18 protein-coding genes are annotated in these 18314 nt (G+C 70.0%); 10 read left to right on the forward strand and 8 right to left on the reverse strand.

The genetic code is table 11. The features are described from left to right. Window positions 1-150: 150 nt before the first annotated feature. Complete coding sequence (locus ON21_RS27475; RefSeq protein ID WP_083880930.1) at window positions 151-2208, forward strand: NAD(+) synthase; 2058 nt, start codon at window positions 151-153, stop codon at window positions 2206-2208. 60 nt (window positions 2209-2268) lie between these two features. Beyond that, window positions 2269-2943 carry a suppressor of fused domain protein gene (locus tag ON21_RS27480; protein ID WP_039802484.1) on the forward strand — a complete coding sequence of 225 codons (675 nt, stop codon included), beginning with the start codon at window positions 2269-2271 and terminating at the stop codon, window positions 2941-2943. Here ON21_RS27480 and ON21_RS27485 read toward each other — a convergent pair whose 3' ends face one another. From ON21_RS27485 to ON21_RS27515, 7 genes are all read right to left on the reverse strand, one after another. Then, entirely contained in the window at window positions 2944-3180 is a 237-nt protein-coding gene (locus ON21_RS27485) for a hypothetical protein (protein WP_039802486.1), read from the reverse strand. 5 nt (window positions 3181-3185) lie between these two features. Beyond that, window positions 3186-3911 (reverse strand): Clp protease N-terminal domain-containing protein, encoded by a 726-nt coding sequence (locus ON21_RS27490; protein ID WP_039802488.1) that lies wholly within the window; start codon window positions 3909-3911, stop codon window positions 3186-3188. A 55-nt stretch (window positions 3912-3966) separates the two neighbouring features. Further along, entirely contained in the window at window positions 3967-5055 is a 1089-nt protein-coding gene (locus tag ON21_RS27495; protein WP_039802490.1) for an NAD(P)/FAD-dependent oxidoreductase, read from the reverse strand. Between the two features lie 81 nt (window positions 5056-5136). Beyond that, a complete protein-coding gene (locus ON21_RS27500) occupies window positions 5137-6066 on the reverse strand; it encodes an RNA polymerase sigma-70 factor (protein ID WP_051021406.1) in 930 nt (309 codons plus the stop codon). A 135-nt stretch (window positions 6067-6201) separates the two neighbouring features. Continuing rightward, window positions 6202-7146 (reverse strand): CDP-alcohol phosphatidyltransferase family protein, encoded by a 945-nt coding sequence (locus ON21_RS27505; protein ID WP_051021407.1) that lies wholly within the window; start codon window positions 7144-7146, stop codon window positions 6202-6204. After that, window positions 7146-7874 (reverse strand): phosphatidylserine decarboxylase, encoded by a 729-nt coding sequence (locus tag ON21_RS27510; RefSeq protein WP_039802492.1) that lies wholly within the window; start codon window positions 7872-7874, stop codon window positions 7146-7148. Before ON21_RS27510 ends, ON21_RS27505 begins: the two co-directional genes overlap by 1 nt. Before the next feature lie 102 nt (window positions 7875-7976). Next, complete coding sequence (locus ON21_RS27515; protein WP_039802494.1) at window positions 7977-8249, reverse strand: GlsB/YeaQ/YmgE family stress response membrane protein; 273 nt, start codon at window positions 8247-8249, stop codon at window positions 7977-7979. Between the two features lie 219 nt (window positions 8250-8468). On the opposite strand from ON21_RS27515, the gene ON21_RS27520 reads away from it, so the two are divergent. Next, window positions 8469-9497 (forward strand): beta-ketoacyl-ACP synthase III, encoded by a 1029-nt coding sequence (locus ON21_RS27520; RefSeq protein WP_039802496.1) that lies wholly within the window; start codon window positions 8469-8471, stop codon window positions 9495-9497. Between the two features lie 64 nt (window positions 9498-9561). On the opposite strand, the gene ON21_RS27525 is transcribed toward ON21_RS27520, so the two are convergent. Then, window positions 9562-10017: an SRPBCC family protein gene (locus ON21_RS27525; RefSeq protein WP_039802498.1), complete on the reverse strand. Its 456-nt coding sequence runs from the start codon at window positions 10015-10017 to the stop codon at window positions 9562-9564. A gap of 208 nt (window positions 10018-10225) precedes the next feature. On the opposite strand from ON21_RS27525, the gene ON21_RS27530 reads away from it, so the two are divergent. The 7 genes from ON21_RS27530 (at window position 10226) to ON21_RS27560 (ending at window position 18259) form a co-directional block, all read left to right on the forward strand. After that, window positions 10226-10426: a hypothetical protein gene (locus ON21_RS27530; RefSeq protein ID WP_039802500.1), complete on the forward strand. Its 201-nt coding sequence runs from the start codon at window positions 10226-10228 to the stop codon at window positions 10424-10426. A gap of 53 nt (window positions 10427-10479) precedes the next feature. Further along, the gene (locus ON21_RS27535) at window positions 10480-12147 is read left to right on the forward strand and encodes an NAD(P)/FAD-dependent oxidoreductase (protein ID WP_039802502.1); all 1668 of its coding nucleotides are present in this window, start codon (window positions 10480-10482) and stop codon (window positions 12145-12147) included. Between the two features lie 13 nt (window positions 12148-12160). Continuing rightward, a complete protein-coding gene (locus tag ON21_RS27540) occupies window positions 12161-13663 on the forward strand; it encodes an ATP-binding protein (protein WP_039802504.1) in 1503 nt (500 codons plus the stop codon). Next, window positions 13660-14013, forward strand: a complete 354-nt coding sequence (locus ON21_RS27545) for a UBP-type zinc finger domain-containing protein (RefSeq protein WP_039802506.1) — start codon at window positions 13660-13662, stop codon at window positions 14011-14013. The genes ON21_RS27540 and ON21_RS27545 overlap by 4 nt, the downstream gene beginning before the upstream one ends. A 71-nt stretch (window positions 14014-14084) precedes the next feature. Then, entirely contained in the window at window positions 14085-14525 is a 441-nt protein-coding gene (locus tag ON21_RS27550) for a hypothetical protein (protein WP_039802508.1), read from the forward strand. Window positions 14526-14600: 75 nt separating this feature from the next. After that, window positions 14601-16865 carry an AAA family ATPase gene (locus ON21_RS27555; RefSeq protein ID WP_039802510.1) on the forward strand — a complete coding sequence of 755 codons (2265 nt, stop codon included), beginning with the start codon at window positions 14601-14603 and terminating at the stop codon, window positions 16863-16865. A gap of 92 nt (window positions 16866-16957) precedes the next feature. Beyond that, entirely contained in the window at window positions 16958-18259 is a 1302-nt protein-coding gene (locus ON21_RS27560) for a hypothetical protein (protein ID WP_039802512.1), read from the forward strand. Window positions 18260-18314 lie beyond the last annotated feature (55 nt).

Below are 18314 nucleotides of genomic sequence, written 5' to 3' on the forward strand. Positions count from 1 at the left end.
GAGAATTCGCCGTACTCGAATCGGATGACAAAGGGGCAGGTCAACGCCCCGCTTACGCGATCTTCCGACATCCGCCGCCGCCCCAGCGCGCCCGCGGCGGCGTAGATTCCGGGTGGACCATGATCAACCTCATCCCGGAAGGGGACGCGGGTGGACGACCTGCCGTTCGATTCGCTCTACCGGCACGGCTTCGCCCGGGTGGCGGTCGCGGTGCCCCGGGTCAGGGTGGCCGACCCCGCCTACAACGCGGAACAGACCGTGGAGCTGGCCACGCAGGCCGCTGCGGCCGGGGCGGTGCTGACGGTGTTCCCCGAGCTGGGCCTCTCCTCCTACACCGCCGACGACCTGTTCCATCAGGACGCGTTGGACGCGGCGGTGGAGGCGTCGCTCGCCCGGCTGGTCGCGGCGAGCACGGACATCGACACGGTGCTGGTGGTGGGCGCGCCGGTGCGCGTGCACCACCGGTTGTTCAACTGCGCGATCGCGATCTGCCGGGGCATCGTGCTCGGCGTCGCGCCGAAGAGCTACCTGCCGAACTATCGGGAGTTCTACGAGAAGCGCCAGTTCGCGGCGGCGCGGGAGGCGCTGGACGACCACGTCACCATCGCCGGGCACCACGCGCCGTTCGGATCCGATCTGCTGTTCCGCGCGAGCAATCTGGACGACTTCGTCTTCCACCTGGAGATCTGCGAGGACGGCTGGGTTCCCCTGCCGCCGAGCGGCTTCGCCGCATTGGCCGGGGCGACCGTGCTGATCAACCTGTCCGCGAGCAACATCGTGATCGGCAAGGCGGACTACCGGCGTTCGCTGTGCACCTCCCATTCGGCGCGCTATCTCGCGGCGTACCTGTACTCCGCCGCGGGGACCGGCGAGTCGACCACCGACCTCGCCTGGGACGGGCAGGCTCTGATCTGCGAGAACGGCGACCTGCTCGCGGAGGGCGAGCGTTTCTCCGATCATCCCCAGCTGATCACCGCCGACCTCGACCTGCGCCGCCTCGTCGCCGACCGCCTGCGCACCACCAGCTTCGCCGACAATGTGCAGGACCACCGCGACCGGCTGGCCGCGCTGCGCCATATCGATGTGCGGCTGCCCGTCCCCGAGGCCCCGGTCACGCTGGAGCGCGAGATCGCGCGCTTCCCCTACGTCCCCGCCGACCCCGCCCTACGCAACGAGCGCTGCGCCGAGGTGCACCACATCCAAGTGGAGGGCTTGAGCACGCGACTGCGCGCCACCGGCACCGAGCGCGTGGTGATCGGGGTGTCCGGCGGCTTGGACTCCACCCAGGCGCTGATCGTCGCGGCCAAGACGATGGACCGGCTCGGCCTGCCGCGGGAGAACGTCCTCGCCTACACCATGCCCGGCTTCGCGACCAGCACCAGGACCAGAACCGACGCGCACCGCCTGATGGCCGCCCTCGGCGTGACGGCGCACGAGATCGACATCAGCCCATCGGCCACGCAGATGCTGCGCGACCTCGGCCATCCGGCCGCCGACGGCGCGGCGGTGTACGACATCACCTACGAGAACGTGCAGGCGGGCGAGCGAACCTCGCATCTGTTCCGGCTGGCCAACATGCACGGCGCGCTGGTGATCGGCACCGGCGATCTCAGCGAACTCGCGCTCGGCTGGTGCACTTTCGGCGTCGGCGATCACATGGCGCACTACAGCGTGAACGCGTCGGTGCCCAAGACGCTGATCAAGTACCTGATCGCATGGGCGGTGGACACCGAGCAGTTCGGCGCCGACGCGAACGAGGCGCTGTCGTCGATCCTGCGCACCGAGATCTCGCCCGAGCTGATTCCGCACGAGGACTCCTCCGCGCCCGCCCAGAGCTCGGAGGCCACGGTCGGCCCGTACGAATTGCAGGACTTCCACCTCTACTATCTGTTGCGTTTCGGCTACCGGCCCAGCCGCGTCGCGTACCTGGCCAGGCACGCCTGGTCGGATTCCGCGACCGGCCGCTGGCCCGACCTCGTCCCCGCCGACCAGCGCAACGCCTACGACCTCGCCACGATCAAGCACTGGCTCGGCGAGTTCCTGCGCCGGTTCGTGCAGACCAGCCAGTTCAAGCGCTCCACGCTGCCGAACGCACCGAAGGTCGGCTCCGGGGGTTCGCTGTCGCCGCGCGGCGACTGGCGCGCGCCGAGCGACGCATCGGCGGCGGCCTGGCTGGAGGAGCTCGACCGCAACGTGCCGGACGCCTGACGCATCGCCGCCTCCGACACCCCGGAAAGGACCGGACGCACTCCTGCCTATGGTGGCTGCGTGAGTGAGAGAACCGGCTGGGATGCCATCGACGATGCGTTGCGGCCGCTGTACGGCGAGATCGAGCCTTTTCATTGGGCGTCCGACCACCCGTGGTCGCTGGGCGGGCCGGACCCGCTCGACGGGATCAGCGCCTACTCCCGCACCGATCCGGTGCCGCACTGGCACTACATCAGCTACGGGATGACCGAGCTGTACGAGAAGGAGTGGGACAACGCGGCGGAGTCCGGCTGGGGCTTCGAGTTCACCTTCCGGTTGGCGCGCAGGCCCGAGGACACCGAACCGCCCGCGTGGCCTGCGAACTTCATGCAGAACCTCGCCCGCTACGTCTTCCAGTCCGGCAAGTGGTTCGAACCGGGCCACACGATCAAGACGAACGGGCCGATCGCGACGGATCGCGCGGACTGCACCAATCACGCCGTCTGCTTCACGACGGACCCGGAACTGGGCGCCATCGACAGCCCGCACGGCCGCGTGCGGTTCTTGCAGATCGTCGGACTGACCATGCGGGAATACCGCGCGGCGCAAGGCGGACGCGCCCTCGCGCTGCTCGCCGAGTTGGAACCGCGACTGCCGCTGTTCGTCACCGACATCCACCGCGAACCGTTGGTTCCCGAGCCGAAACCGCAAGCCCGCTGGCCCCGATGGGGCGGAGGCCTGGCCGGACGAGGGTGATCAGGCCGCCCGGGTCACGCGGTGCGCGACCGGAGCGGCCCGGTGCGGCCCGCGGGTACCGGCTCCCCGCGTGCGCAGCGCCCGGCGATGGCGCGCCCGCGCGGCGTGCGCGCCACGCAACCCGTTGACGACGTTGCGGATGTCGTGCGCGGCACCCGATCGCCTGGCCACGCCGATCGCCAGCAATGGCAGCGCGAGGGCGAGCGCGCTCCGCGCACGGAACTTCCCGTCGCCCATGGGAATCAGGACTTCTCGGTCTTGATGGACGCGAGCAGCTCGACCAGATGCGCTTCGGCGCTCGCCTTGTCGACGCCGAGATCACTGAGCAGGCCTGCGCCGTTCTCCTGTTCCAGCAGCGCCAGCAGCATGTGCTCGGTACCGATGTAGTTGTGCCCCAGCCGGAGTGCCTCACGGAAAGTGAGTTCGAGGACCTTCTTGGCCTCCGCGCCGAACGGAATCAGCGCGGGGACGTCGCCCTCGGCAGGCGGCAGGGACGCGGAAGCGGCGGCGGAGATCACATCGACGGCGACGCCCTGGTGGACGAGTTCGTGCACCGCCAGGCCTTGCGGTTCGGTGAGCAGCCCCAGCACCAGGTGCCCGAGGGAGATCTCCCGGTTGCCCGCGGTGCGCGCGGCCTCCTGTGCCGCCATCACGACCGCCCGCGCGCGCGGGGTGAAACGGGCGAAGCCCGCGTTCGGGTCCATGGCCGCCGCCGCGGCCGGGTCGGGCACCTTGGGCACGAACCGCTTCTGCGCGGCCTGCTTGGTGACGCCCATACTGGCGCCGATATCGGTCCAGGAGGCGCCGGAGCGGCGAGCCTGGTCCACGAAGTGGCCGATCAGGTGATCGGCCACTTCGCCGAGGTGATTCGCCACGACGACGGCGTCGGACAGTTGCTCGAGCACGTTGTCGGGACGGGCCTTCTTGATGCCATCGATCAGGTCGTCGAGGCGGAATTGTTCGGTCATGCGTCAACCATAAGTTGACGATGCAGACCCGTCAACCACTAGTTGACGATGCCGTTCACGGGCGCGCCGACCAGGCCGCGCCGCGCACGATGCGTTCCTTCACCCACGCGGCCGCGCGTCCGGTCAGCACCGTCCTGGCCGGTGCGTCGTCGGCGTGCACGACCTGGACGACCCCGTCCCCGCGGCCCAGGCTGAGGCACTGCAGCACATAGCGGAAGCGCAGCTCACCCGGCTCGCGACCGCGCATCCGGGCGACGGCGCCGTCCGCCGCGTGCTTGCCGGTCGGCAGCGCGGTGGCACACGCCATGCGCAGATCGCGCCCGCCCGGCCCCGCGACCACGGCGGCGTCACCCGCCGCGAAGACGTCGGGGTGCGACACCGAACGCAAGGTGGCGTCGGTCAGCACCCGGCCGTCGGAATCCACCGCGAGACCGGAACGAGCGGCGAGGCCGGGCACCCGGAAACCGGTGGTCCACACCGTCGCCGCGGCTTCGACCAGCGTGCCGTCGGCCAAGCGCGGCCCATCGGCCGTCACCTCGATCACCTTGGCGCCGGACCGGATCTCGACGCCGAGCCGCTCCAGCGTCCGCGTGATGTGCGCCCGCGCCTTCGCCGACAGCCAGGCGCCCGGCTCCTCTGAACCGAGGAGCACCACCCGCGACTCCGGATGCGATTCGGCGAGTTCCGCCGCCAGCTCGATGCCGGTCGCCCCCGCGCCGACGATCGCCACCGGCCCGCCCGCCAGGGCCGAGGCGCGCACGTCTTCCTGCGTGGCGATAGAACACGCGTGTTCGGCGACGCCGGGGACGCTCTCGAGATCGGCGACGCTACCGAGCGCGTAGATCAAGGTGTCGTAGTCGAGCGCGGGCGCCGCGTCGAGCACCACTCGACGCGCGACCGTATCGATATCGGTCGCCCGAGCGCGCACGAAATCGATTCCCTTGCCGCTCAGCGCTTCCCGCAGATCCCATGCCGCGATCTGCTGCCCGGCCGCCCGCTGATGCAGTCGTACGCGCTCGACGAACGACGCGTGGGCGTCCACCACGGTGATCCTGGCGTCCCGCGCCGTGCGAGCGAGCCTGCGGGCTGCCGCCAGTCCCGCGTACCCCGCGCCGAGAACGACGATCCGATGCTGTCCGGTCATGCTGAGGCTCCTTTCGATCGGCCATCACCCCTCAGACCGGACAAGACCCCGATTACTGACAGACCGGTGCCGTGAAGCGCGTCACAGCGAATGGCGGCGCCGGTCCGGCACTGCGCCCAGCGCGCCATCGGACCCGTTCGCGCCGGCGAGATAGGCCAGCTTGTCCGGATTCACGATCAACCGCAGCGCGGTGACCGCGCCCTCGGCCACATCGACGCCGACCACGAGCAGCGGCGCGCCGTCCACCCGCGCGACCGCGGCGGGCGCGCCGTTGATCTCCTCCACGACCAGCCGCATGCCCGGCACCTCCCAGCGCATCAGCCCCACGAGGTAGCGCGCCACCTGCGCCGCACCACGCACGGGGCGCCGCGCCGCGTTCACCTTGCCGCCGCCGTCGGCCGTCGCGCTCACGTCGGCGGCGAGCATCCGCTCCAGCGACGCGATGTCGCCCTCGCGCGCCGCCTTCAGGAATCGCTCGATCAGCTCGCGGGCATGATCGGGCGTGATGCCGAAGCGGGGGCGGCCTTCGCGCACGCGCAGGGCCGCCCGGCGGAAGATCTGCTGTGAATTGGTCTCGGTGATGTCGAGCATGTCGGCGATCTCGCGGTGCGCGTATCCGAAAGCCTCCCGTAGCACGAAGACCGCGCGCTCGATCGGGGTCAGCCGCTCCAGCGCGGTCAGCAGCGCGAGCGAGACCTGTTCGCGTTCCTCGACGGTCTCCAGCGGGCCGAGCTCGCCGCGCGCGGTCGACACCGGCTCGGGCAGCCACGGCCCGACGTAGCTCTCCCGCCGGGCCCGCGCCGAAACCAGCCAGGAACGGCAGAGATTCACCAGCGCGGTGGTCAACCATGCCTCGGCGGAGCGGATGCTGCCGCGGTCGGCCCCGTCCCAGCGCAGATAGGTTTCCTGCACCGCGTCCTCGGCCTCACCCGCCGAGCCGAGCATCCGATAGGCGAGCGCGAACAGGCGCGGTCGGTGCCCCTCGAACTCTCGTAAACCGTCCGGCTCCATACGCACCTTCCTCCACCCGCCCGACGGATATGACCGTACCGCTCCCAGCGGAGCGCGCGGGGGTGCCGGTGCGCCGATCCGACGAGACGGCGCGATGGCTCGGCGATGCGGCGGCGGCCGGTCCGGAAGCCGCCGCTAGAGCTCCGCCCTCGGCGGCTGATCGCCGTTCTGGCGTTGCTTCGCCCCAGGTCGGCGCAGCCGCAGACGGGCCGAGCCGCGGATCGCAGGACGCGGGATCGCCGGCCGGGGGATGGCCGGCCGACGGATGGCGGTCAGCCGCCGGTCCGCCCGTCGTTGCGCCCGCCGCTCAGCGGGTTTGTGCGTCCAGGTCTCCGGACGCGCGGCTACCCAGCGCTGGGAATGCCAGGCGAACGGGATGTGGCCCAGGTACAAGGCGACCAGCACCAGCAGCAGCACGATCGGATAGGTGACCAGCGCCGCGGCGGCGAGCGCGACCAGCACCAGCAGCCCGGCCGCGGCCTGCGGCGCCACCGACACCGATTTCATGGCCAGCGTCGGGATGGTGCTGACGCACAGTGCGGCCGCGAACACCGTCCACGCCGCGACCTCGTAGAAGCCGACCCACCAGCCGTCGCCGAACTGCACGTACAGGGCCACCGGCACCACCGCGATGAGCGCGCCCGCCGGGGCGGGCACACCGACGAAGTACTCCCTGGCCCAATCCGGCCTGGTGTCGTCGTCCATCAGGGTGTTGAACCGGGCCAGGCGCAGCACGATGCTGACCGCGAACAGCAACGCGACGATCCAGCCGACGCTGTTGCTGCTGAGCAAGGTGACGTACAGCACCAAGGCGGGGGCGACGCCGAAGGAAATGGCATCCGACAGCGAGTCCAGCTCCGCGCCCATCTTCGTGGTGGCGTCGAGCATCCTGGCCAGCCTGCCGTCGAGGGTGTCCAGCACGGCGGCCGCGCCGATCATGGCCAGCGCGATACCGAGTTTGCCGTCGAGGCCGAATTTCACCGCCGACAGCCCGGCGCACAGCGCCAGGATGGTGACGATGCTCGGCAGCAGCCGGATGCTCCGCCGCCTGCGCCGCTGGGTGGGTACCGCCGCCTCCATCACGCGTCAGCTGATGTGCCGAGCACGGCGAGCACGGTTTCGCCGCCGATGGTGCGCTGGCCGGGCTGCACGAGCAATTCGGTGCCCGCGGGGAAGTAGGTGTCGACCCGCGAGCCGAAGCGGATCAGGCCGTAGGTGTCGGCGATGGTCAGCACGTCGCCGACCTGGGCGTCGCAGACGATCCGGCGCGCGAGCAGCCCGGCGATCTGCACCACGACGACCTGCTCGCCCTCCGGCGTCTCCAGCACCATGCTGTTGCGCTCGTTCACCGAGCTCGCCTCGGGCAGGTCGGCGGAGCGGAATTGGCCCGGCTGGTGCAGCACGGTGCGCACGACGCCGGAAACCGGTGTGCGCTGCACATGGACGTCCAGCACGGACAGGAAGATGCTGACCCGCGGCAGCGGCGCTTCGCCGAGGCCCAGCTCCACGGGCGGCGCGGCCGTGTCGACCAAGGCGATCTCGCCATCGGCGGGGGCGACCACGACGCCGGGCCGATTCGGCGGCACGCGATGCGGGTGACGGAAGAAGGTCGCGCAGGCCGCCGCGGCGAACAGTCCGGTTCGCCGCACCCATTTACGCTTGCCGCCGACTACGGCGACCGCCAAGGGTGCGGCGACGAACGGAAGCCCGGCGGGATGCAACGGCGGGATCGCGTTGCGGACCAGATCGACGACGTGGCCGACTCCGGTGCGTTCAGGCGTGCCGGGCGGGGTGGGACGGCGGGCCACAGGCTCCTCTTTCGTGCTCGATGCAGACGGTTCGCGCCCTTCAACGATAGGTCGGGCGCAAGCGTTCACACCTTACGGGAAAGGAGCCTGTGGCACGCGGCGTCAGGACCTGACTCGGGCGCCCGTGACCAGTCGAACCAGGAACAACAGGATGACCGCGCCACCAAGGCAGGTGAAGAAGCTGAACCACAGGCCGCCGCCCTCGACGTCGACTCCGAGCAGCTTCAGCAGGAAGCCGCCGAGCAGGCCGCCGATCACCCCGACGATGATATTGAGCAAGATGCCCTGTTGGGCGTCCGTCTTCATGATCTTGCTCGCGATCCATCCGGCGAGACCGCCGATGATGATCCATCCGATAATCCCGAGACCGAGCATGTTGTCCTCGCATTCAGTTGGGCCACGCCTCGTGCAGCAGTGGCGTGCTTCGACGAGATACCCACCGATTGTCGGAATACGCGCGGCAGATGAGCGACTTCCAAGCTAATATGAGGAAGCCTCATGTCTATTCGCCAATGGACAGTGGCTGATGAGGGACCGATTTCGATGCTTCGGGGAACCCCCGGCGGCGCCGCCGCAGGTACATAGGAGACGCAGATGGCTGCTCGAATCGCCCAGACCACCGGGGCAGAGCACACGGCGATCCTCGGGCTCGGCGTTTACCGCCCTGCTCGAGTGGTCACCAACGACGAGGTGGCGGGTCCGATCAACTCCAGCGACGAGTGGATCAGGACCAGATCGGGCATCAGGACCCGGCGGTTCGCCGACGAATCGGAGACGATCCAGAGCATGAGCGTCGCCGCCGCGCGCGGTGCGCTGGAATCCTCCGGCATCGCGGTCGACCAAGTCGATTGCGTGATCGTTGCTACATCCACCCACCTGTTGCTGACACCGGCCGCCGCCCCGCGCATCGCCACCGAACTCGGCATGAACGGCGCCGCCGCCTTCGACGTCTCGGCCGGCTGCGCCGGCTTCTGCCACTCGATCGCGCTGGCGTCGGATCTGGTCCGGGCGGGCACCGCCGCGCACGTGCTCGTGATCGGCGTGGAGAAGCTGACGAACACGGTCAATCCGAAGGACCGCTCCACCGCCTTCCTCTTCGCCGACGGCGCGGGCGCGGTGATCGTCGGCCCCTCCGACGAGCCGGGCATCGGCCCCACCGTGTGGGGCTCTGACGGCACCCAGCACCACGCCATCCGGCAGGACAAGGACTGGATGGAGTTCTTCCACGAGATCGACGAGAAGGGCTTGGACGCGGTGCGGCCCTATCTGGCCATGGAGGGCACCGCGGTGTTCCGGTGGGCCGCGCACTCGCTGGAGAAGGTGTGCCGCGACGCCATCGACCGCGCGGGCCTGTCCCCCGAGGATCTGGACGCGATGATCCCGCACCAGGCCAACGGCCGGATCATCGAGATCATGGCCCGGGTGTTGAAGCTGCCCGAGCACTGCGCGCTGGCCAACGACATCGAGGAGGCGGGCAACACCTCGGCCGCCTCGATCCCGCTGGCCATGGAGGCGCTGCTGCGCAAGGGCGAGTCCAAGCCGGGCGACACGGCGCTGCTCATCGCGTTCGGCGCGGGCCTGTCCTACGCGGCTCAGGTCGTGAACCTGCCGAACTGGAAGTGACGCTCCCGCTCGCCGCGCTCCGGTCACGACATCTCGTGGACCGGCCGCGGCGAGCATCGCGCGCTCAGGAGCCGGCTTCGACCGCCGCCTTGACCTTGGCCAGCGTCTCGTTCATGCCGCGCACCAGCGCCTCTTCGAACGGGATCTCGCCGCCCAGCGCGGCATCGATCGCCTTGCGGGAGAACCAGGTGGTGCCGTTGGGCACGTCCCGCCGCTCGATCAGCCGCGTGCCGGACTCGGTCGGCTCCAAGGTGTAGCTCCACACGGTGCGGTTCTCGGTGACCCGGAAGGCGAACGCCCGGTTCGGCTCGAACCGCACGATGCGGGACGTGGTCGGCCAGAACTTCTTGCCGTCGCGATTGAGGTTGATCGTCCAGGTGCCCGTGTCGAGCGAGCCCAGCGCCACCATGCGCACGCACTGCGGGCTGAACTCCGGCATCCGCTTCAGATCGGAGACCACCGTCCACACCCGCTCCGGGGGCGCGGAGATGTCGATGCTGGCTTCGAGATTTTTCGGCAACGCTGCCTCCGGGATACGAGCGACGGACCGACGAACATCCGTCCGAACGCGGTGGTACGAGTCGCGCACATTTTAGGCGCGCCGACAGTTGCGTCACATTTTCGCTACTCGCGCACCTGCCGGTGTAATGATCGGCGCAAAATAACAGATACATGAAGCACAGACACCGCCTCCAACATTTCGGCGTCCCAACGTGAGGTGATCGGCCGTGAAACTGCGCTCCCTGCTCCATCGTCGACCGGCGGACCGGGTTCCGCTGCTGCCCGCGATCCAGCCCGAGGATGGGCGAAAGACGCACGGCGCGTCCGTATTCCCGCCACATGGGACGCGCGGGGCCGCGCAGGAAGAACGCCTGGAGCGTCTGCTCACTCCGCGTGAACTCGATCTCGTCCTGCACCACCGGCTCTGAGCCCTGGGCGAACGCCCACGACAGACCGCGCCGAGAGGCTCCATACTCGTCAGGTGACTTCACCCGCTGCTACGAAACCGGCCATCCTGAGCGTCGACGACGACCCGGGCGTATCCCGGGCGGTCGTCCGCGACCTGCGCCGCCGTTACGGCGCCGATTACCGGATTCTGCGCGCGGAATCGGGTGCGCAAGCGCTGGACGCGCTTCGCGAGATGAAGCTGCGCGGTCAGCCGGTCGCCGTGCTGATCGCCGACTACCGGATGCCGGGCATGGACGGCATCGAATTCCTGGAGCAGGCGATGGACCTGCACCCTTACGCGCGCCGTGTGCTGCTGACCGCATACGCCGACACGAACGCCGCGATCGACGCGATCAACGTCGTCGACCTCGATCATTACCTGCTCAAACCATGGGACCCGCCGGAGGAGAAGCTCTATCCCGTGCTGGATGTGCTGTTGGACGCCTGGCGCAGCAGCGAGCACCGGCCCGTCACCGAGACCAAGGTGGTCGGCAATCGATGGTCGCCGCGGTCGTCGCAGGTGCGCGAATTCCTGGCCCGCAACCAGCTGCCCTACCGGTGGTACCTGGCCGACGAACCCGAGGGAGCGCGGTTGCTGGAGGCGGCGGGAGCCGATCCCGAACGCTGCCCGGTGGTGATCACCTCGGCGGGCGAGGCGCTGGTGCAGCCCACCGACAGCGAATTGGCCCAGAACGTCGGCCTGACCGTCGCCCCCGCGGGTGAGTTCTACGACCTGATCGTGGTGGGCGGCGGTCCCGCCGGTCTCGGCGCGGCGGTCTACGGCGCGTCCGAGGGGCTGCGCACCGTGCTCGTGGAGCGGACCGCCACCGGCGGCCAGGCGGGGCAGAGTTCGCGCATCGAGAATTATCTCGGCTTCCCCGACGGCTTGTCCGGCGCGCAGCTGGCCGACCGGGCCCGGCGGCAGGCGGCGAAATTCGGCGCCGAGGTGATCACCACGCGCGAGGTGGTCGGACTGGAGGTGAACGGGTCCGCGCGCACCGTACGGTTCGCCGACGGCGGCACGCTGTGCGCGCACACCGTGATCATCGCGACCGGCGTCGACTACCGCCGCCACCCGGCGCCGGGCGTCGACGACTTCACCGGGCGCGGCGTGTACTACGGATCGGCCATGACCGAGGCGTCCGAGTGCGCCGATCACGAGGTCTACATCGTCGGCGGCGCGAACTCCGCGGGCCAAGCCGCGGTGTTCCTGTCCCGCAACGCGCGCACCGTGCATCTGGTGGTCCGGGCGGATTCGCTGGAACAGTCCATGTCGCATTACCTCATCCAGCAGATCGCGCAGATCGCGAACATCGAGGTGCACACCAACACCGAGGTGATCGCCGCCGACGGTGCCGATCACCTCCAGCAGATCGTGCTGCGCAACAACAGGACCGGCGCCGAGGAGAAGGCCGACGCGGAGCGGTTGTTCCTGTTCATCGGGGCCGCGCCGCAGACCGATTGGCTCGACGGCGTCGTCCTGCGCGACAGCGCCGGTTACGTGCTCGCGGGCCCGGATCTGATGGTCGAGGGCGCGCGTCCCGCGGGCTGGGAATTGTCCCGGCCACCGCATCATCTCGAGACCAGCGTGCCCGGCGTGTTCGTGGCGGGCGACGTGCACGCCGAGTCGGCCAAGCGCGTCGCGTCCGCCGTCGGCGAAGGCGCGATGGCCGTCATGCTCGTGCACCGCTATCTCGCGTGACCAGGAGGCGCAGATGACTTCGAACCAGACCGCGGACCGCAGCAGCCGTTCGGTGTGCGACCCCGCCGAACTGCGCGCCTTGTTCCTGTTCGAGAAGCTGAACGACGAGCAGCTGGAGTGGCTGTGCGCCGACGGCAGGATCGAGACGATCGAACCGGGGGTGGTCTTCCGCGAAGGCGACCCGGCCACCTGCTTCTACGTCCTGATGGACGGTGAGCTGGTGCTGACCAAGCAGTCCGGCGGCGCGGAGATCGAATTGGTCCGCACCGAGCATCACGGCGCCTACGCGGGCGCCTGGATGTCCTACATCGGCGACAAGGTCGACCAGACCTACAGCGGGACGATGCAGGTGACGCGTCCGTCGCGGTTCTTCGTGCTGGACGCCGAGATCTTCTCCCGGATGATGCACGAGTGGTTCCCGATGGCCGTGCACCTGCTCGAAGGGGTGTTCTTCGGCAATCGCAACACCAACGCCCGCATCGGTGAGCGGGAACGGCTGCTCGCGCTCGGTTCGCTGTCGGCGGGCCTCACCCATGAGCTGAACAACCCGGCCGCCGCCGCGGTGCGCGCCACGTCGGGCCTGCGCGAGCGGGTCGCGGGGATGCGGCACAAGCTCGCCATGATGGCGGAGGGCAAGTTCGATCCGTCGTCCCTCGGCTCGTTGGTGCGCCTACAGGAGGAGGCCGCCGCCCAGGTCGCGAAAGCGCCGGAGCTGACGCCGCTGGAAGCCGCCGATCGCGAGGACATGCTCGGCGAATGGCTGGAGGACCACGGGATCACCGACGGCTGGAACCTCGCGCCGAACTTCGTCCAGGCCGGATTCGACACCGACTGGCTGGAGCGGGTGGCCGCCACCCTGGAGGGCTCGACGGAGCAGGTGTTCCAAGGGGCGATCCGCTGGCTGAACTACACCATCGAGACCGAACTGCTGATGAACGAGATCGCCGACTCGACGACGCGCATCTCCGCGCTGGTCGGCGCCGCGAAGCAGTATTCCCAGATGGACCGGGCGCCGTTCCAGGTGGTCGACATCCACGAGCTGCTGGACAGCACCTTGGTGATGCTCAGCCGCAAGATCGGCGACGGCGTGCACGTGTTCAAGGAGTACGACCGGACGCTGCCGGACGTGCCGTGCTACGCGGCCGAACTCAACCAGGTGTGGACCAACCTGATCGACAACGCGGTGTACGCGATGAACGGCGAAGGCACGCTGACCATCCGCACCAGGCACGAGAACGACTGCGCGGTCGTGGAGATCGGCGACACCGGGCCCGGCATCGCACCGGAGGCCCGTAACCGCATCTTCGAACCGTTCTTCACCACCAAGCCGATGGGCGAGGGCACCGGTCTCGGACTGGACATCTCGTTCCGCATCGTGGTCAACAAGCACAATGGCGACATCCGGGTCGACTCGGAGCCGGGCGACACCAGATTCACCGTCTGGCTGCCGCTGCGCCGCCCCGAGCAGGATCGGATCGACGCCGTCGCCGGAACCGACACGGAAGGGCAGTCATGACCGAGCAGATCGCGGGCATCGATCCCGCGGTACCGCCGAGTGGACCGGGGTGCGTGGAGTGCGAGCAGCACTCCGGCTGGTGGGTGCATCTGCGCCGCTGTGCTCAGTGCGGGCATGTCGGCTGCTGTGACACCTCACCGGCGCAGCACGCCACCGCGCACGCGAAGAGCACCGGTCACCCCTTCATCCAGAGTTTCGAGCCGGGCGAGGACTGGTACTACAACTTCGAGACCGAGGAGATGTTCAGCGGCGGACCGGAATTGGCGCCACCGCACAGTCATCCGGCCGAACAAGGCGTGCCCGGCCCGCGCGGGCGGGTCCCAGCGGATTGGCAGGCACACATCCACTGACCCGCCGCAACCGGTACGCTGCTGCGGACGCCGGGGCCTCCGGCGCCACGATCCACCCGGGAAAGCACGGTATGAAACGAACTTCCGCCATCGTCCTGATCGCCGGGACGGTGGGTTTCCTGCTGGCAGGCTGCGGCGGAGGGGACGAGTCCACCGACGCGAACGGACTGCGCAAGGGCTCGGCGACCGCGACCGCGGCCGCATCGGCCGCCCGCACCACGACCGCTCCCGGCACCGCGACGCCGAGTTCCCCGGCGGATACCGACGCCCCCACCACGACGAAGCAGCGCGACTCCGCGCTCGGTCCGGCGTCGAGCACCACCTGCGGTGAGTTCCGCAAGCTCGACACCGACGCGGAGAAAGTCCTGATCGAGCAGATCTTGGCGGAGAACCCGGGCGGCCCGTTCGAGGGAAGCCCGAATGTCGCGCTCGGCACCGCCAAACTGGTGTGCCTGGCGCCGAGCGTCGCCGACAAGCCGGTCGCGACCGCCGCCGGACTGGTGAAGAAGTAGCCGACAGCGTCGTCATCTGGAGTTCCCGGACGACGGACCGTGACCGATGGCGGGGCCGCGCGGCACAATGGCACAGTGGCAGAACTGGCACTCACCGCCCGCCTGAACCCTTCGGCCGCCGATGCCCGGCGCGGGGTCGTCCGGCTGCATCCGGAGGCGCTGACCGCACTGGGGCTGCGCGAATGGGACGGAATCATGCTGGTCGGCTCACGGCGCACGGCCGCGGTGGTCGGCGTCGCCCGCCAGGGCACGCCAGCGGGCGTGGCCATGCTCGACGACGTCACGCTCTCCAACGCCGGACTGCGCGAGGACTCGACGGTGGTGGTCTCCCCCGTGACCGTCTACGGCGCGAAGCAGATCACGGTGAGCGGTTCGGTGCACGCCACCCGCACGATTCCGGCCGCGACGCTGCGGCAGGCGCTGCTGGGGAAGGTCGTCACCGTCGGCGACGCGGTCTCCCTGCTGCCGCGCGACCTCGGCCCCGACATCAGTTCCACCGCGGCCACCCAGGCACTGTCGCGCACCTTCGGCATCGCCTGGACCACGGAGTTGCTCACCGTCACCGGCACCGATCCGCGCGGGCCGGTGAGCGTGCAGCCGAATACCGCGGTGAGCTGGGGAGCGGGGGCGGTCGCCGCGCGGGACGCCGCCGATCTGGCCTGGGCCGGAACCCCGATCCCGGTGGGTGAGGCCTCGCGAGCGGCTACCGAAGCCGCCGCGTTCGACACGGCCGCGGGTAACAACGGCGCCGCGATGGTCCGGGCCACGGCGGCCGTCGACATGCAGAGCGTCTCGGTCGAAGTCCTGGCGGGCGGGCGCAGCCAGGCCGCGAAGCTCGAGGAGTGGCTCAGCCTGGCGCTGGACGAGCCGGAGCTGTTGCGCACGCTGGGCGCGCGCCCTCATCTCGGCGTGCTGATCACCGGCCCGGCCGGCGTCGGCAAAGCCACGCTGGCACGCGCGGTCGCCGGATCGCGGCGACTGGTGGAGCTGGATGGTCCCAGCATCGGCGCGGCCGAGAGCGGTGCGCGGCTGCGCCAGGTCGCCGAGGCGGTGGCCGATATCGGCTGTGGCAGGGGCGGCGTCCTGCTGATCACCGACATCGACGCGCTGCTGCCCGCCGACCCCGAACCCGTCGCCACACTCATCCTCGACCAGCTCCGCGCCGCGATCGCGGGCCCCAGCGTCGCGTTCCTGGCGACCACGGCGCACCCGGCAGGCGTCGACCAGCGCCTGCGCGCCCCCGACCTGTGCGATCGCGAACTCGCGCTGCCGCTGCCCACCGCGGGCGTGCGCAAGGCCCTGCTGGAGTACCTGCTGCGCCGGGTGCCGACCGCGGAGCTGGAACTCGACGAGATCGCCTCCCGCACGCCCGGATTCGTGGTGTCCGATCTGGCGGCGCTGTGCCGGGAGGCCGCGCTGCGCGCGGCGTCGCGGGCCAGGGAGCACGGCGAGCCGCAACTCACCCAATCCGACCTGCTCGGCGCGCTCGAGGTCATCCGGCCGCTGTCGCGCTCGGGCATGGAGGAACTCGCCATCGGCAGCCTGAGCCTCGACGACGTCGGCGACATGGCGGAAACCAAGCAGGCGCTGACCGAGGCGGTGCTGTGGCCGCTGAAGCACCCGGACTCCTTCGCCCGCCTCGGCATCGAACCACCGCGCGGAGTACTGCTCTACGGCCCGCCCGGCTGCGGCAAGACCTTCCTGGTGCGCGCGCTGGCAGGCACCGGTCAGCTCAGCGTGCACGCGGTCAAGGGCGCCGAACTGCTGGACCGGTGGGTCGGCTCGTCGGAGCGGGCGGTGCGCGAATTGTTCCAGCGTGCGCGTGATTCCGCGCCCTCGCTGATCTTCCTGGACGAGGTGGACGCGCTGGCCCCGCGCCGCGGGCAGAGCGCCGACGCCGGCGTAGGCGACCGAGTGGTCGCGGCGCTGCTCACCGAACTCGACGGCGTGGAGCCGCTGCGCGACGTGGTGGTGCTCGGCGCGACCAACCGGCCGGACCTGATCGATCCCGCGCTGTTGCGCCCTGGCAGGCTCGAACGGCTGGTGTTCGTACCGCCGCCGGACGCCGCCGCCCGCCGGGAGATTCTGCGCACCGCGGGCCGCGCGGTACCTTTGGCCGACGACGTCGACCTCGACGCTCTCGCGGAGGAACTGGACGGCTACTCCGCCGCCGACTGCGCCGCGCTGCTGCGCGAGTCCGCGCTCGCGGCGATGCGCCGGGACGTGCACGCGGCCGACGTCACCGCCGCCGACGTGCTCGCCGCCCAGACGGTGGTGCGCCCCTCGCTGGATCCATCGCAGATCGACACGCTGCGCCGGTACGCGGACAGCCGCGGGTAGACCGCCGCTCCGCTTCCGGCACAGGAGACATTCCGGGGCAAATTTTCGGCAATCACAAGATCGCGCGCGCACCCCGGGTAAGTTCGACAATCGTGCGCAGGGTCGGCGACATTGTCGACGCGACCACGGCCTTCACCGGAGCCGCGGTCGCGGGCGTCACGCTGTTCCTGCCGGTCACCGTCAGCACCAAAGGCGCTTCCCCCTCGTACCGGATCGCCGGGCTGCTCAACAGCGTGCCGCGCAGCGCGGCGCTCGGCGTGATCGTGGCCGTTGCGGTCGCCGTGCTGGTCGCCACCACCTCGCGACCGCTGACCGGGTGGGCGACCGCGACGGCGGGCGCGCTGGCGCAGCTGATCAACCACTTCGCCGGACGCCACGTGGCCACGGCCGAGTTGCTGACCACACAGAACTACATCGACTCGATCTGCGCCGCGGTGCTGCTCGGCGGGCTCGGCGCCGTGGTGCTGCGCAGACCGCTGCCCGCCGCGGCGTTCGCGGTGGGCGGCGTCGGCTTCTTCGGCTTCGGCGATCTGGCCGACCTGCTGGACATCAACGCGGATCCGTACGCGGTCCTGGAGACCCCGACGCGCTGGATGATCGGCGTGAGCTTGGTCCTGCTGATGATCAGCACCCTGCACAACTGCAAGCGCACCGAGGACGCGAAGGAGCCGCACATGGCGATCGCGCTGCCGGTGACGCCGATCCTCGCCGCCATGGTGCTCGCGCTGGTGGTCCTGGCCGGCACCGAATGGCTGGGCAGGCAGTACAGCAAACTGCCGGGGGAGGGTCACGCGGTGGAGATCGTGATCGTCGTCGCGGCGACGATCGTCAGCGCGACCGCGGCCGCCATGCTGCTGCCCGGCCGCGACGGCACCGGTGTGTACCTGGCCGTGAGCCTGACCGCGGCGGTCGACGCCGTGGGTTACGCGGTGCGGCCCGGCTGGACCTCCGCGGTGCTCATCGCGTTGACCGCGGCCGGACTCGTCATCGGCGCCAGGATGCCGTCGACCGCTCTCGCCATCCTGCTGCTGACGGGTATCTCGGTATTCGCCCTCGTCACCTCGACATCCGCGAGCACCGTCGCGTTCGCGGTGATCAGCGGGGTCATCGCGTTGACAGCGGGGTACTGCTGCGCCACCGCGCGTCCGCACTACGCGCCGAGCGGCGTGCTCGCGCTCAGCGCGCTGTATCTGCCGTCCGCGGTCTCGGTGATGCCGGACCGGGTCAAGGATTGGCGTGCGGACGTGGCCACGCACGACGCGACTCCGGGCGCCACCGCGCTCGCCATCGTCATCGGCAGCGCCGTCGGGCTCATCGTGCTGCGCAAACTGCGGCCGCGCAGCAAGCCGCAAAGGAAAGGGCAACCAGAGAGCGAATCATTAGCGGACATATAGCTTCGGTCCGGGCGGATGGCGGACACCATACTCACGCATTCCACGGAAAACGCAC

This window comes from Nocardia araoensis NBRC 100135 (assembly GCF_000308435.1).
Lineage (GTDB): Bacteria > Actinomycetota > Actinomycetes > Mycobacteriales > Mycobacteriaceae > Nocardia > Nocardia araoensis.